This window comes from Ruegeria sp. AM5 (genome assembly GCF_056540645.1).
The window spans coordinates 311,925-326,582 of the sequence record NZ_JBQFXC010000004.1 but is presented as its reverse complement, the minus strand read 5'-3'; the positions used below and the strand labels follow the sequence as shown (position 1 = coordinate 326,582).

19 protein-coding genes are annotated in these 14,658 nt (G+C 58.4%); all 19 read right to left on the bottom strand.

Annotated features, from left to right (window positions below; translation table 11 throughout):
• Position 1: 1 nt before the first annotated feature.
• The 19 genes from nuoH to ACR0AH_RS13070 all read right to left on the bottom strand — a co-directional run bounded on the left by nuoH (position 2) and on the right by ACR0AH_RS13070 (position 14,656).
• Positions 2 to 1,039, bottom strand: a complete 1,038-nt coding sequence (gene nuoH / locus ACR0AH_RS13160) for an NADH-quinone oxidoreductase subunit NuoH (RefSeq protein ID WP_480592259.1) — start codon at positions 1,037 to 1,039, stop codon at positions 2 to 4.
• A complete protein-coding gene (locus ACR0AH_RS13155) occupies positions 1,032 to 1,247 on the bottom strand; it encodes a hypothetical protein (RefSeq protein ID WP_170424099.1) in 216 nt (71 codons plus the stop codon). The genes nuoH and ACR0AH_RS13155 overlap by 8 nt, the downstream gene beginning before the upstream one ends.
• Complete coding sequence (gene nuoG / locus ACR0AH_RS13150; RefSeq protein ID WP_480592257.1) at positions 1,244 to 3,265, bottom strand: NADH-quinone oxidoreductase subunit NuoG; 2,022 nt, start codon at positions 3,263 to 3,265, stop codon at positions 1,244 to 1,246. The genes ACR0AH_RS13155 and nuoG overlap by 4 nt, the downstream gene beginning before the upstream one ends.
• A 2-nt stretch (positions 3,266 to 3,267) precedes the next feature.
• The gene (locus ACR0AH_RS13145; RefSeq protein WP_170424103.1) at positions 3,268 to 3,672 is read right to left on the bottom strand and encodes a DUF5333 domain-containing protein; all 405 of its coding nucleotides are present in this window, start codon (positions 3,670 to 3,672) and stop codon (positions 3,268 to 3,270) included.
• Positions 3,673 to 3,770: 98 nt separating this feature from the next.
• A complete protein-coding gene (locus ACR0AH_RS13140; RefSeq protein WP_170397047.1) occupies positions 3,771 to 4,130 on the bottom strand; it encodes a hypothetical protein in 360 nt (119 codons plus the stop codon).
• Between the two features lie 76 nt (positions 4,131 to 4,206).
• Positions 4,207 to 4,710, bottom strand: a complete 504-nt coding sequence (locus ACR0AH_RS13135) for a DUF3291 domain-containing protein (RefSeq protein ID WP_170403991.1) — start codon at positions 4,708 to 4,710, stop codon at positions 4,207 to 4,209.
• A complete protein-coding gene (locus ACR0AH_RS13130; protein ID WP_170733155.1) occupies positions 4,707 to 5,123 on the bottom strand; it encodes an MAPEG family protein in 417 nt (138 codons plus the stop codon). Before ACR0AH_RS13130 ends, ACR0AH_RS13135 begins: the two co-directional genes overlap by 4 nt.
• Before the next feature lie 5 nt (positions 5,124 to 5,128).
• Entirely contained in the window at positions 5,129 to 6,427 is a 1,299-nt protein-coding gene (gene nuoF / locus ACR0AH_RS13125; protein WP_170403997.1) for an NADH-quinone oxidoreductase subunit NuoF, read from the bottom strand.
• 7 nt (positions 6,428 to 6,434) lie between these two features.
• The gene (locus tag ACR0AH_RS13120) at positions 6,435 to 6,662 is read right to left on the bottom strand and encodes a DUF5337 domain-containing protein (RefSeq protein ID WP_170397749.1); all 228 of its coding nucleotides are present in this window, start codon (positions 6,660 to 6,662) and stop codon (positions 6,435 to 6,437) included.
• Positions 6,663 to 6,692: 30 nt separating this feature from the next.
• Positions 6,693 to 7,793, bottom strand: a complete 1,101-nt coding sequence (gene nuoE, locus ACR0AH_RS13115) for an NADH-quinone oxidoreductase subunit NuoE (RefSeq protein ID WP_170597060.1) — start codon at positions 7,791 to 7,793, stop codon at positions 6,693 to 6,695.
• Positions 7,793 to 9,016 (bottom strand): NADH-quinone oxidoreductase subunit D, encoded by a 1,224-nt coding sequence (locus ACR0AH_RS13110; RefSeq protein WP_480592255.1) that lies wholly within the window; start codon positions 9,014 to 9,016, stop codon positions 7,793 to 7,795. The genes nuoE and ACR0AH_RS13110 overlap by 1 nt, the downstream gene beginning before the upstream one ends.
• Positions 9,016 to 9,141 carry a hypothetical protein gene (locus tag ACR0AH_RS13105; protein WP_010442774.1) on the bottom strand — a complete coding sequence of 42 codons (126 nt, stop codon included), beginning with the start codon at positions 9,139 to 9,141 and terminating at the stop codon, positions 9,016 to 9,018. The genes ACR0AH_RS13110 and ACR0AH_RS13105 overlap by 1 nt, the downstream gene beginning before the upstream one ends.
• Entirely contained in the window at positions 9,141 to 9,314 is a 174-nt protein-coding gene (locus tag ACR0AH_RS13100) for a hypothetical protein (protein WP_170397057.1), read from the bottom strand. The genes ACR0AH_RS13105 and ACR0AH_RS13100 overlap by 1 nt, the downstream gene beginning before the upstream one ends.
• A gap of 3 nt (positions 9,315 to 9,317) precedes the next feature.
• Positions 9,318 to 9,920: an NADH-quinone oxidoreductase subunit C gene (locus ACR0AH_RS13095; RefSeq protein ID WP_480592253.1), complete on the bottom strand. Its 603-nt coding sequence runs from the start codon at positions 9,918 to 9,920 to the stop codon at positions 9,318 to 9,320.
• A 12-nt stretch (positions 9,921 to 9,932) separates the two neighbouring features.
• Entirely contained in the window at positions 9,933 to 10,466 is a 534-nt protein-coding gene (locus ACR0AH_RS13090; RefSeq protein WP_010442777.1) for a NuoB/complex I 20 kDa subunit family protein, read from the bottom strand.
• Positions 10,457 to 10,822 (bottom strand): NADH-quinone oxidoreductase subunit A, encoded by a 366-nt coding sequence (locus ACR0AH_RS13085; RefSeq protein WP_010442778.1) that lies wholly within the window; start codon positions 10,820 to 10,822, stop codon positions 10,457 to 10,459. The genes ACR0AH_RS13090 and ACR0AH_RS13085 overlap by 10 nt, the downstream gene beginning before the upstream one ends.
• A gap of 182 nt (positions 10,823 to 11,004) precedes the next feature.
• The gene (locus tag ACR0AH_RS13080) at positions 11,005 to 11,787 is read right to left on the bottom strand and encodes a crotonase/enoyl-CoA hydratase family protein (protein WP_170564926.1); all 783 of its coding nucleotides are present in this window, start codon (positions 11,785 to 11,787) and stop codon (positions 11,005 to 11,007) included.
• Between the two features lie 3 nt (positions 11,788 to 11,790).
• Complete coding sequence (locus ACR0AH_RS13075; RefSeq protein ID WP_170397063.1) at positions 11,791 to 12,645, bottom strand: hydroxymethylglutaryl-CoA lyase; 855 nt, start codon at positions 12,643 to 12,645, stop codon at positions 11,791 to 11,793.
• 79 nt (positions 12,646 to 12,724) lie between these two features.
• Positions 12,725 to 14,656, bottom strand: a complete 1,932-nt coding sequence (locus ACR0AH_RS13070; protein WP_170397065.1) for an acetyl-CoA carboxylase biotin carboxylase subunit — start codon at positions 14,654 to 14,656, stop codon at positions 12,725 to 12,727.
• Positions 14,657 to 14,658: the final 2 nt, after the last annotated feature.

Sequence of the window (14,658 nt, the reverse complement as noted above, 5' to 3'; positions counted from 1 at the left end):
ATCAGCCTCCTACGCTCCAACGGGCAAACGCGCCCCAGAACCAGTCGAATTTCGCCGCGAAGGCCACGAAGACGACCCAGACGAGGCTGAACGGCAAGAACACTTTCCAACCCAGGCGCATCAACTGGTCATAGCGGTAGCGGGGTGTGATCGCCTTGACCATCGCGAAGATGAAGAAGAAGAACGCCATCTTGGCAACCATCCACAATACGCCGTCAGGCAGGCCTGGGATCGGGGACAGCCAACCGCCAAAGAACAGCAGTGTGGTCAGAGCACACATCAGGAAGATGGCGATGTATTCACCGGCCATGAAAAGCAGGAAAGGCGTGGCCGAGTATTCGACCTGATAGCCTGCAACCAGTTCCGATTCCGCCTCGGGCAGATCGAAGGGTGGCCGGTTGGTTTCAGCCAATGCCGAGATGAAAAACAGGAACACCATCGGGAAATGCGGCAGCCAGTACCAGCTGAAGAACCCGAACGCGCCATCCTGTGCGCGGACGATATCACCAAAGTTCATCGAACCGGTCGAGATGATGATGCCGATGATGATCAGACCGATGGATACCTCGTATGAAATCATCTGCGCGGCAGAGCGCAGCGACCCAAGGAATGGATACTTTGAGTTCGACGCCCAACCACCCATAATCACGCCATAAACCTCAAGCGATGAGACTGCGAAGACATAGAGGATGGCGACGTTGATGTCCGACAGGACCCAGCCATCGTTGAACGGGATCACCGCCCAGGCGATCATCGCGAGGACAAAACTGGTCAATGGTGCGAGGATAAACACTGTACGGTCGGCACCTGCGGGAATGACGACCTCTTTCACCACATATTTCAGTGCGTCCGCCACCGATTGCAGCAGGCCGTATACGCCGACAACGTTGGGGCCGCGACGCATCTGGACGGCGGCCCAGATCTTGCGGTCGCCGTAGACGAGGAACAACAGCGAGATCATCACGAACGCAACAACAGCAAGCACTTGCGCCAGAATGATGATGGCTATTCCGCCTGGGGTGTTAAAGAAGTCAGCCATTGGTCCTCACACCGTGGGTATTTTGGTTTCCGCGTGCGATGCAAAGGCCAGATGCCTGCGCAATCTGCGGCTGGGTCGGCGCGTTGGTGTAAACAGCATCTGCCGTCTGTACGCCACCCTTAATCTTCAATTTCACACGCAAATCCGGCGCGGCTATCTGCCACCCGGGCACCGCGTACGTCTGCGATATGAAACGTTTCTGGTTCATTCAGCCGCAATCTTCTCAGTCTTGCGGGTCTGCGCCTGTGCCGATAGTTCGGCCATCAATTGCGAGGCGCGGGCAATCGGGTTGGTCAGGTAGAAATCCTTGATTGCATTGCGGAAGCTGGCTTCACCCAATTTTCCGGCTTGTAGCGCCACTGCTTCATTCTCAATCACCTCATCAATGCGCGCCAGATGCGGAACAGATTCGAGCAAGGAGGTGCGCAATTGAGCCAATGTATCATAGGGCAGAGTAGCCCCCAGCTCGGCAGACAACGCCCTTAGGATTGCCCAGTTTTCCTTGGCCTCTCCCGGTGCAAAGCCTGCGCGCATGGCGAGTTGAGGACGCCCTTCGGTGTTCACGAACAGACCGTTTTCTTCTGTGTAAGCCGCCCCCGGCAGGATCACATCTGCGCGGTGCGCGCCACGATCGCCATGACTGCCCTGATAGATCACAAAAGCACCCTCGCCGATCTCGACTTCGTCAGCACCGAGGTTATAGATCACATCGGCCGCGTTGACCGCCTCCATGCCACCTTCGTTGGTTGCATCCACATCCATCGCACCTACGCGCGATGCCGCGGTGTGCAGAACGATCAGCCCACTTTCGGTATTGCTTGCAATGGCTTGCGCGGCGGCCAGAACGGCAGAGCCATCAGCCTCCTGCAGCGCGCCCTGCCCGACGATGACAAGAGAGCGCTTGCCCTTGATCTCATCATCACCACCCATATCAACGATGGTCTGCAGCGCGGCACGGTCGCTGCCTACATGGTGATACTCATAGGTCAGATCGACGGCAGGCCCGACCAGGGCCACCTCGGCGCCGTGTGCCCAGGCCTTGCGGATACGAGCATTCAAAACCGGAGCCTCGTCACGCGGGTTGGTCCCGATCAACAGGATACGTTCAGCCGCATCAATATCTTCGATTGCCGCGGTCCCGGCATAGGCTGCTCGGTTACCCGCAGGCAGTTTGGCGCCGTCGGTGCGGCACTCAACGATACCGCCTTGCCCTTCGACAATCTGTTTCAGCGCATAGATGGCCTCAACCGGAGCCAGATCACCTACGATCCCAGCCGGTTTCTCGGCCCCCTTAAGAACCTCAGCAGCTTTATTCAGTGCCTCTGGCCATGTGGCAGGACGCAGCTTGCCGTTTTCCCGCACATAAGGCCTGTCCAGTCGCTGACGCCTTAAGCCGTCCCAGACAAAGCGGGTCTTGTCGCTGATCCATTCCTCGTTCACACCGTCATGGTTGCGCGGCAGAAAGCGCATCACTTCACGCCCTTTGGTATCTACACGGATGCTTGAGCCCAAAGCATCCATCACGTCGATACTCTCGGTTTTGTTCAGTTCCCAAGGGCGCGCGGTGAAGGCATATGGCTTCGAGGTCAACGCCCCTACCGGGCACAGATCGATGATGTTGCCCTGCAGGTTCGAATCCAGCGTCTGGTTCAGGTACGAGGTGATCTCGGCATCCTCGCCCCGCCCGGTCTGCCCCATCTGGGTGATCCCGGCGACCTCTGTGGTGAAGCGCACGCAACGGGTACAACTGATGCAGCGAGTCATCGCGGTGCCTACCAGCGGACCAAGGTCCAGATCATCCACGGCACGCTTGGCTTCTTTGAAGCGCGTGCCTGACAGACCATAGGCCATGGCCTGATCCTGCAAGTCACACTCGCCGCCCTGATCGCAGATCGGGCAATCCAGCGGGTGGTTGATCAGCAGAAACTCCATCACCCCTTCGCGGGCCTTCTTGACCATGGGCGAGTTCGTCTTGACCACCGGTGCCTGCCCTTCGGGACCCGGACGCAGATCGCGCACCTGCATCGCGCAGGAGGCCGCCGGTTTCGGCGGGCCGCCCACGACCTCGACCAGACACATCCGGCAGTTCCCGGCAATCGACAGACGCTCGTGATAGCAAAAGCGCGGCACTTCGACCCCGGCCTGCTCGCAGGCCTGGATCAGTGTCATCGCGCCATCGACTTCGATTTCCTGCCCGTCGATATTGACTTTGCGGAGGTCAGACATCGCTAGTTCGCCCTCAAATACACGCCGATGGCGCTGTTTCTTTCAATCTCTTTCCGCCCCAACGTGCAGAAAGAATTGGGATTTTCATAAGACACGCCGTTTTGGGTCAGATACGCCTCACCCTTGGCACGCATCCTGTCTTTCTCGGCATCCGAGTCCACATAGGCGCGGATTTCCTTGTCCGAATATCCCAGTTTGTTCGCCTTGGACCGCAGATCCCACATCACTCCAATCGCCTTAAGTCGACGCCCGCTGATCGACGGACAGTACTCCGAAATCTCATTTGCGATCGCGATGTAGTAGAGTTCGTTGTCGATCTCTTTGACATCCCTCAAGGGTGGTTTGGCTTCGGCCATTACAGGCATCGAAATCGCGCAAATCGCGGCCAGAAGTCGTACAACAGTCATGACATTTCCTTTCGTCTTGGGATTCCCAAGACGGCGGTCAGCCGGGCTGCTATGCAATAACAGCCCATGGGTTTTGCCGTGATATGCGATACGGTGGCTCATGGTCGCTGACAGCTTCCGGCATACGTCAGCTTATCGTTTTCGATCCGTAGATTTTGCGGCTCGGTCTCCGGCCCAACCTTCCATACAATTCTGGACGATCCAAAATTCTGAATGCAGAATTTTGTCGCCTCATAGCGGCCCGCTTCGCGTGCGCCTTCCAATGACTGCGAAACGCCATTCACAGTCACAGTGAAATCGGTAGGTGTCGTCTTCTTATCCACGTGTTTAGCGTTGGCGTTGAAGAAAATGCCGTCAAACGCCACGCGGGTCGCCCTCGATTTCGCTGTACCGCAGGCAGATACAAGTAAGCTTCCCACCAATACCATTGTCATTACGAATACGCGTTTCGCCATCATGACCACTCCTGTTTCGTGGCTGGCGCTTGTGGCATCCGCTGATGCGCAGGAGAAAGCGTATGAATCAACATCCCGTTCACTCCGCCGCGACCTGTACGCAACGATTGTCGCGCCACTTGCTGGCCTGTTTCAATTCTGCCCACCCAAAGGCATGCTCGCTGGGACCTTCCGAGCGCAGCTTTTCCAGACGATCCAGCGCTTCGGCCAAACTGGGGCAATGCCCTTCCCGCACCCACCACATGACAAAATGTTGTTCGCCAAGGATTTCGAACCACTCTTGCCGACGCTCGTAGAACTGTTTGTGGATAGTCCCCCAAACAAATTTCTCAAGGCTGGCGACGTCTTCCCAAACCGTCAGGTTCGCGACGAATTGCGGATCATCCCCGATGCTGTTTTCGGTGTTGCCTGTTCCCGGCTCGCCCGAGCCTTCCATCATCCAGACAAAGCCAGACATCCGCTTGCCAAGCCCGTTGACGCGATCCAGGTTGGCCATGAATTCAGCCACACGCGGATCGTCTGTTGGCGCCAACAAACGGCCGACATTCAACTCGGCCAGATGATATCCTTCGGGCTGGATCAAAACGCGGCCACCAAAGCAATAAGGCCAAGAATGAACATGCAGGCCCATCCAACCACATAAGCAACAGACCGGACCCCGCTATGCGGCTTGCCGATCCCGCGCAGGTGAATCACCAACATAACAACCCGCGCCAGCAGCGCTATTGAGGCCAGCAGGTTCACCCAGAACGGGCTGGCCCCCAACAGGATCGCCGCGACTGTAACAGTCAAAAAGGCAGGCAGTGTTTCTGTGCCGTTCAGATAGGCGCGGTTCAAACGATAGGCCCTGTCCGAATAATCCTGATCCGGAGTTGCCCCCGGTGCCAGCCCCTTGCTCGCCTTTGCAAGCGCCGAGAACGGCGACATGAACAGAACGATCAGGGTAAAGATCACCAAAGCGGCGATCGCGTGGGAATATTCGGCATAGACTTCCATCGATTTTACTCCGCTGCCATCGCACCCATGCGGCCCGATTTCTGGGCCTTGATGCGGTCCTCTATTTCTTCTCGGAAATTGCGGATCAGACCTTGGATCGGCCAGGCCGCCGCATCGCCAAGGGCGCAGATCGTGTGGCCTTCAACCTGTTTGGTGACGTCAAACAGCATGTCGATCTCTTCCAGTTCGGCTTCACCGCGTACAAGACGATCCATCACGCGCATCATCCAACCGGTACCTTCGCGACACGGCGTACACTGGCCGCAGCTTTCGTGCTTGTAGAACTTCGACAACCGCCAGATTGCCTTGATGATGTCGGTGGACCTGTCCATCACGATGACCGCTGCCGTGCCCAGACCCGAGCCCAGTTCTCCGCGCAGATAGTCAAAATCCATGATCGCGTCGCGCATGTTCTCACCGCGCACGCATGGCACCGAAGACCCGCCGGGTATTACCGCCAGCAGATTGTCCCAGCCGCCACGAATGCCGCCGCAATGGGTTTCAATCAGCTCTTCGAAGGAGATCGACATCGCCTCTTCGACGACACAGGGGTTGTTCACATGGCCCGAGATCGCAAACAGCTTGGTGCCCGCGTTGTTCTGACGGCCAAAGCCTGCGAACCAGTCGGCACCACGCCGCAGAATCGTGGGCACAACGGCAATCGATTCCACATTGTTCACCGTGGTCGGGCAACCATAAAGACCCGCACCCGCCGGAAACGGAGGCTTCATGCGCGGCATACCCTTCTTGCCCTCAAGGCTTTCGATCAGAGCAGTTTCCTCGCCGCAGATATAAGCCCCAGCGCCGTGATGCAGGAACAGGTCGAAATCCCAGCCGGAACCAGCAGCATTCTTCCCGAGCAGACCCGCGTCATAGGCTTCGTCAATCGCGGCCTGCAGAGCCTCACGCTCGCGGATGTATTCGCCGCGCAGGTAGATGTAGCAAGTATGCGCGTTCATTGCGAAAGACGCGATCAGGCACCCCTCGATCAGCGTGTGCGGATCATGACGCATAATCTCGCGGTCTTTGCACGTCCCGGGTTCGGATTCATCCGCGTTCACCACCAGATAAGCCGGGCGACCATCGCTTTCCTTGGGCATGAAAGACCATTTCAGACCGGTCGGGAAACCCGCACCACCACGGCCGCGCAGACCTGAATCCTTCATCGTCTGGATGATCCAGTCACGGCCCTTTTCAATCAGGCCAGCGGTGCCGTCCCAATGCCCCCGGGCCTGCGCGCCTTTCAAAGTGCGCTCGTGCATCCCGTAGATGTTGGTAAAGATCCTGTCCTGATCCTTCAGCATCGCTCAGTTACCTTTGGCTGTCCTGACGCATGCGCCAGAGTTGAAAAATGTTGACGCCCGCATAGATGAAACCTGCCAGAGCGGCAAAATCAAACAGCAGCGCATAGCGCGCGGTCAAGCCCAGCGCCGGGCCGATGAACAAATTCATGGCCAGCCAAATCACCATCGTCACGGCGATGACGATGCCGATATGTCGGCCCTTGCGGGCTATGGCCAGTTCCTTGTCTTTATCCATCTCGTCCTGATGCCCCAAACGGGCACCCATCTAGTCCTCGTAAGTGCCGTCTTCCTTGGCACGTTTGGCGAAATCGGTCTCTTCACCTGAAGCCAATTTCGCGGCTTGTTCGATCCACCCGTCCCGCTCGATCCGGCCTTTGAATTTCAGCCGTGCATCCACCCAGGCCACTTGCTCGGGTGTCCATGCAGCGATCTGGTCATAGTGGTAAAAGCCCAACTCGTTCAGAGTCTCTTCCAGCTTCGGACCTACGCCCTTCAGCATCTTCAGATCATCGGGCTTGCCATCGCGCGCACTGCTCAGCGTTTCCGGCTGATCCTCTTTCGCTGCTTTCGCCTCAGCGGCTTGTTTCACCGCTGGCTTCGCCGAGGCTGGCGCTTTGGGCGGCTTCGGCGCAGCTTTTGTAGCAGCAGCCTTGCCATCCTTGCCCAGCCACGGCGTCAGGATCGGAACTTCGGTTCCGTCGATGCGCTTGACCGTATCGCCCAGATCGCTCGCAAGCTGAACACTTGCGTTATACTGCGTTCTGCCGCTGTCATACTCCGTCAGGCTGGTCAGCCCCTTCAGAGGTTCCGCCGCATAGCGCCCGTTCTGAGGACCCGGAGTCGGCACTTTGCCCGCCACCAGATCATCGAGAATCTTGCCAAAGCTCTCGGTCGTCAGATCTTCGTAGTAATCCTTACCGATCTGCGCCATCGGGGCATTGGTGCAAGATCCGAGGCATTCCACCTCTTCCCAGCTCAGCTTGCCATCAGCAGACAGTTCATGCGGCTTTGCAGCGATCTTTTCCTTGCAAACCGCAATCAGGTCCTCGGCCCCGCAAATCATGCAGGACGTAGTGCCGCAGACCTGAATATGCGCAACCGAACCAACCGGCTGCAGTTGGAACATGAAGTAGAACGAGGCAACCTCAAGAACGCGGATATAGGCCATACCAAGCATGTCGGCGACGGATTCGATCGCCGGACGGCTCAGCCATCCCTCCTGCTCCTGCGCGCGCCACAGCAGCGGGATGACCGCACTGGCCTGACGCCCCTCGGGATATTTGGTTATTTGCGCTTCGGCCCATTGCTGGTTGGCAGCGGTGAAGGCGAAGCTTTCGGGTTGTTCGGCGTGAAGACGGCGGAGCATTAGCGGTCAATCTCTCCAAATACGACGTCCATGGTGCCGATAATCGCGGCGACGTCGGCCAGTTGGTGGCCTCCGGCGACGTGGTCCATGGCTTGCAAGTGCAGGAACCCCGGCGCGCGGAGTTTGGCGCGGTAGGGCTTGTTGGTGCCGTCGGCGACCAGATATACGCCGAACTCGCCCTTGGGGGCTTCGACAGCGGCATAGACCTCGCCTGCGGGGACGTGGAAGCCTTCGGTATAAAGCTTGAAGTGATGGATCAGGCTTTCCATCGAGGTCTTCATGTCCGAGCGTTTCGGCGGAGTAATCTTGCCGCGTGCCAGAACGTCGCCTGGGCAGTCGCGAATTTTGGCGATGGCCTGACGGATGATCAGCAGCGACTGGCGCATCTCTTCCATGCGTACCAGATATCGGTCATAGCAGTCGCCATTTTTGCCGACGGGTATCTGGAACTCGAACTCGTCATAGCATTCATAGGGTTGCGCGCGACGCAGGTCCCAGGCCAGTCCCGATCCTCGCACCATAACGCCCGAGAAGCCGTATTTCTGAATGTCATCCTCATTCACCACACCAATGTCGGCGTTACGCTGTTTGAAGATGCGGTTTTCGGTCAGCAGACCGTCGATGTCGTCCAGAACGGCGGGGAACTCGTGGCTCCAAGTCTCGATATCGTCCAGCAGTTCCGGCGGCAAGTCCTGATGAACGCCACCGGGGCGGAAATAGGCGGCGTGCAGACGGGCACCGCAGGCACGCTCGTAGAACACCATCAGCTTTTCGCGCTCTTCAAAGCCCCAAAGCGGAGGGGTCAGCGCACCCACGTCCATGGCTTGAGTGGTCACGTTCAGCAGGTGGTTCAGGATGCGACCGATCTCGGAATACAGTACGCGGATTAGTGAACCTCGACGCGGCACTTCAACCCCGGTCAGTTTCTCGATGGCCAGACACCACGCATGCTCCTGGTTCATCGGTGCCACGTAATCAAGACGGTCGAAATACGGCAGGTTCTGCAGATACGTCCGGCTTTCCATCAGCTTTTCGGTGCCACGGTGCAGCAGGCCGATATGCGGGTCGCAGCGTTCGACGATCTCGCCGTCCAGCTCTAGCACAAGACGCAAAACCCCGTGCGCCGCAGGGTGTTGCGGGCCGAAGTTGATGTTGAAGTTGCGGATCTTCTGTTCTCCGCTCAGCGCGTCCGTGCTGCCGTCATCGTATCTTGAGCCGTCCATCAACGCCCTCGTTTCTTCTTCGCTTCGGCCCGTACCCGGACCTTTTCCGCCTCAGCTGCCTTGGCAGCGGCCCCAGCCAACAGAACCCCAAGCGCCCCCAACGCAATCAGTTCCCCCAGACCCATCAACGGCGCTCCATCTCTTGCAGTTTCATGGCCATGATCCAAATCAGGATCAGCGTTCCAATCGGGATGACGCAGGCTACGACCCAGTATTTCTCGATCCCGAAATGCGGTAGCAGCTTCAGCATCGGGATAATCGTGGCAACCGTGACGGCAATCCAGATCAGGAACTCCATGACTTACGACTCCTGTTTTTCATCCCCCGGAAGAATGTAGTTCGCACCTTCCCACGGGGACATGAAATCAAATTGACGGTATTCCTGAACCAATGAGACCGGTTCGTAGACCACGCGCTTTTGCGCTTCGTCATAGCGGACTTCAGTATAGCCAGTGGTCGGGAAATCCTTGCGCAGCGGATAGCCGCGGAAACCATAATCCGTAAGGATGCGTCGCAAGTCTGGATGACCCGAGAACAGGATGCCGAACATGTCGAACACCTCGCGCTCGAACCAATTGGCAGAGGGGTGCACGTCCACGATTGAAGGCACCATGTCATCTTCTCGGATCGAGACTCGCAAGCGAATGCGCTGGTTCTGATACATTGACAGGAAGTGGTAGACCACATCGAACCGCTTGGCCCGTTCGGGGTAGTCGACGCCGGTGATGTCAACCAGGGTCGAGAACTGGCAGGTCCGCTCACTTTTGAGGAACTCAATGAATTCCACCAGATTCGAAGGAGCCACATCGACGTTCAGCTCACCATGGGTCACATCCCAGGACAGAACGCAATCGGTCCGTTTCAATTCCAGTTGCGCGCCGAGTTCTTTGAGTGCTTCGCTCATCTGCCCTCTCCCTTAGCGTACAATCGTGCCGGTGCGGCGGATTTTGCGTTGTAGCTGCATCAGTCCGTACAGAAGCGCCTCAGCGGTTGGCGGGCAGCCGGGCACGTAGATATCCACCGGAACAACCCGGTCACAGCCACGAACGACAGAATAAGAATAGTGATAGTACCCACCGCCATTCGCGCAGGAGCCCATCGAGATCACATAGCGCGGCTCGGGCATCTGGTCATAAACCTTGCGCAGCGCCGGGGCCATCTTGTTGGTCAGCGTTCCAGCGACGATCATCACATCAGACTGGCGCGGAGACGCACGAGGCGCGATGCCGAACCGTTCCGCGTCATACCGTGGCATCGAGGTGTGCATCATCTCTACCGCGCAGCAGGCCAGACCAAAGGTCATCCAGTGCAAGGATCCGGTCCGCGCCCAGTTGATGATGTCCTCGGTCGAGGTCAGCAGAAATCCCTTGTCCTGCAGTTCTGCGTTCAGGGCCTGGGTGGCGACTTCCTTGTCGACGCCGGCGGTGTTTGCGCCCGTCATCACTCCCATTCCAGGGCCCCTTTCTTCCATTCATAGGCAAAGCCGATGGTCAGCACCGCCAGAAACACCATCATCGACCAGAACCCAACATCGCTGATGTCTTTGAAGCCAACGGCCCAGGGGAACAGGAAGGCGATTTCCAGATCAAAGATGATGAAGAGAATCGCGACCAGATAGAATCGGACATCAAACTTCATTCGCGCATCGTCGAAGGCGTTGAAACCACATTCATAGGCGCTGACCTTTTCGGGGTCGGGATTGCGGACAGCCAGGACCACAGCAGCCAGAATCAGTACGATTCCAAGGCCTACGGCAACGGCCAGAAACACCAGAATCGGGAGGTACTCCCGCAGCAGGTCTTCCACGTATAGCTCCTTTCCTGCGCAAGTCCCGAAAGGGTGCGCCGTCAATTGGCGATTTGACTGGACATTCTCTATCCCTGTGGGGTCAGAGGGTCAACCGAACAGAAACGCGCAGGTCGGCATTGTTACAATCATCCAGCGGGCTATTGCGGAGAACACTTCTGGAACAAAGTGATCGGCTAAACCTAACTAATCCATGCAGGTTTTCGTTTGTCGAAGAAGGCGCCGATTCCCTCTTGCGCCTCATCAGTTTCCCAACGCGCGACAAGCTGTCGAATGGTGTGGTCAATCACCGCGTCATCAATTCGCGGCCCCAGTGACTGGATCAGCTGCTTGGCCGAAGACACCGCACCGGGTGCACAGGACAGATAGGGAAGCACTTCAGCTTCGACCGCGTCAGCCAACGCCACAGCGGGCACCGCGCGGGTCAACAGGCCCAGTTCGACCGCTTCCGCCGCTTCGAACAGGCGGGCAGACATAAAGACGCGCCGCGAACGTGCTTCGCCCATTCGGGCAATGACATAGGGTCCAATCGTCGCCGGGATCAGGCCAAGCCGCGTTTCGGTCAGACCCATCTTCAGGCTTTCCACGCCGATCGCCACATCGCAGACCGAGGCCATCCCAACACCACCACCAAACGCGTTTCCCTGCAACGCGCCGATCAAGGGTTTGGGCAGCGTATTTAAGGCATTCAGCATCTCAGCCAGCTTGCGCGCTTCGGCAAAACGCGTCTCGGGATCGGCAGCCATCTGCGCCTGCATCCAACCCAGATCTCCCCCGGCGCAAAAGCTCTTGCCCGAGGCGGCCAGAACCACCACCCGCACCGCATCATCATTTGCCAATTGCCCAGCGGCCTGGGTTAGCTCTGCAATCATCTGCGCCGACAGTGCGTTGTGCTTCTCGGGTCGATCCAGCGTCAGAGTGGCCACGCCACGCGCGTCTGTGTTCAGCGTAATGGTCTCGAACATATCTTATTCCGCCCGCATTGCCCGCGCCATGCGCGCCGCCTGTTCCAGAACCGGCACATCCAGACCGGTCTCATATCCCAACCGTTCCAGATGTGCGGTCACGGCTTCGGTTGCGACATTACCGGCCGCACCCGGCGCATAAGGGCAACCACCCAGCCCGCCCACGGCGGTATCAAATACCCGCACACCCAAGGCAAGCGAAGCGTCTATGTTGTCGATTGCCCGCCCGTTGGTATCATGAAAATGTCCTGCAAGCCGGGTAACCGGCACTCGTTCGCGCACGGCCAGCAGCATATGAGCAATCTTGTCCGGTGTTCCCTGCCCAATTGTGTCCCCCAGCGAAATCTCATAGCAGCCATGGGCAAACAGCGCGTCCGCCACCTCGGCCACCTTCTCGGGTGGGGTCGGGCCGTCATAGGGACAGTCGGTCACGCACGAGACATAGCCCCGGACGGGCAGATCAATATGTCGTGCCGCTTCAAGAATGGGCACAAACCGTTCGATGGATTCGGCAATCGTCGCGTTTATGTTCGCTTTCGAGAATCCCTCGGACGCCGAAGCAAACACCGCGATCTCATCTGCCTTGGCTGCCAACGCGTCCTCATACCCGCGCATATTCGGCGTCAGCGCAGCGTACCGCACGCCTTCGGTCCGTGTGATTCCAGCCATAACTTCACCGCTGCCCGCCATTTGCGGGACCCATTTCGGTGAGACAAAACTGGCAACTTCGATCCGGTTGAAACCGGCCCGGCTGAGGCAATCGACCAAGGCGACCTTCTCGGCCACCGGGATCTCGCGCTGTTCGTTCTGCAGGCCGTCGCGTGGCCCGACCTCGAATATTTCGACCCGTTCTTTCATCAGCGCATCCCTTCCCGGTTTCTTATCGTTTCAATTGCGGATGGCCCGACTTTGCCACGCAATCCACGGGCCGAACAGATCAATCCTCGGCCAACCGAACCAACGCCGCACCTGCCTCGACCTGTGCCCCCGCTTCGGCCAGCACTTCTGCAACCACGCCATCGCGGGCGGCTAATAGAGAATGCTCCATCTTCATGGCTTCCAGAATGGCCAGCCGGTCGCCCTCTTTCACCTCCTGCCCCGCCGAGGCGAAGACGGCCTTGACCAGCCCGGGCATCGGCGCCTCGATCACGTTGGTGTCACCTGCAGCACTGGCATCGCGGTCCAGAGGGTCAATGACCTCAAATACCTGCCCATAGTCGTCGAATACAGTGACCTGTGACCCGGCCATGACAACATTGGGCATGGGTGTCCCATCGATGGTCCAGCCAGCGCCACGCCGCCGCGCAACAAGCTGCGCACCTTCGATCTCCCAAATCTGCCGATCCGGGCCTTCGACCTGGACATCCAGATCAACAACCTCTCCGTCCCGCAGTAACTGCACAGCGCGATGTAACGGTGCCCATAGCGTAAAGCCCGTTTCAGAGACCGTCTCGGCCAGACCCAACGCCGTCATCGCCGCAGCCACTGCCGAAGCGTTGCTTACGCCAGCTTCCTGCACCAGATCATCAAGATCCCGCCCGATCAGCCCGGTATCCACGTCGCCCGACGCAAACCCGCTGTGCCGCGTCAGAGCACCAAGGAAGGCGAGATTTGTGACAGTCCCGGCGACCTCGGTCTGGCGCAAGGTCCGGTGGAGATTTTCCAAAGCGACCGCGCGTGTCGGGCCATGCACCACGACCTTGGCGATCATAGGGTCGTACCATGGGCTGATCGTATCCCCGGCGCGCACGCCACTGTCGGCACGGCAGCCTTCCGGGAACTGTAGATGAGTCAGCGTACCCGTCGCAGGCAGAAAGCCTTTGGGCACATCTTCGGCATAAAGCCTCGCCTCAAAGGAATGCCCGCGGATCGACAAATCGCCCTGCCGCTTCGGCAGGCTTTCACCCGCTGCTACGCGCAATTGCCATTCGACCAGATCGACGCCGGTAATGGCCTCGGTCACCGGGTGCTCGACTTGCAGGCGCGTGTTCATCTCCATAAACCAGAACCGATCCGGGCGTAGCCCGTCCGAGGCATCGACGATGAACTCAACCGTCCCTGCGCCCTTGTATCCAATCGCCTCAGCCGCACGCACGCCCGCCTGCCCCATCGCCTCACGCATCTCGGCAGTCATTCCAGGGGCTGGGGCCTCTTCGATCACTTTCTGATGTCGCCGCTGCAACGAGCAGTCGCGTTCAAACAGATGCACCGCATGGGTGCCATCGCCGAACACCTGCACCTCGATATGGCGGGGCTTGGCGACGAATTTCTCGACAAGTACAGCATCGTTACCGAACGCCGTCTTTGCCTCACCGCGCGCGCTGTCCAATGCAGCCGAGAACTCCTCGGGCGCCTCGACCAGCCGCATCCCCTTGCCACCACCACCTGCAACGGCCTTGATCAAAACGGGATACCCGATGGTATCTGCCGCGCCAGCCAGATGTTCAGGGTCCTGATTGTCGCCATGATAGCCGGGGACGACGGGAACTCCTGCGTCCTCCATCAATACCTTGGCTGCATCCTTAAGGCCCATCTTGCGGATCGCGTCCGCCGATGGCCCGATGAAGGTCAGACCTGCAGCCTCGACTGCATCCACAAAATCCGGGTTTTCGGACAAGAACCCATAACCAGGATGGATCGCCTGCGCTCCTGTATCCAGCGCCGCCTGAATGATCACATCACCCTTCAGATAGCTTTCGGCTGGGGCCGCGCCACCAATATGCACCGCTTCATCCGCCATCTGCGCATGCTTGGCCGATGCATCAGCATCCGAATACACAGCCACACAAGATACGCCCATCTTCTGAGCAGTTTCCATGACTCGGCAGGCGATCTCGCCGCGGTTGGCAATCAGGATTTTGTTAAACATAG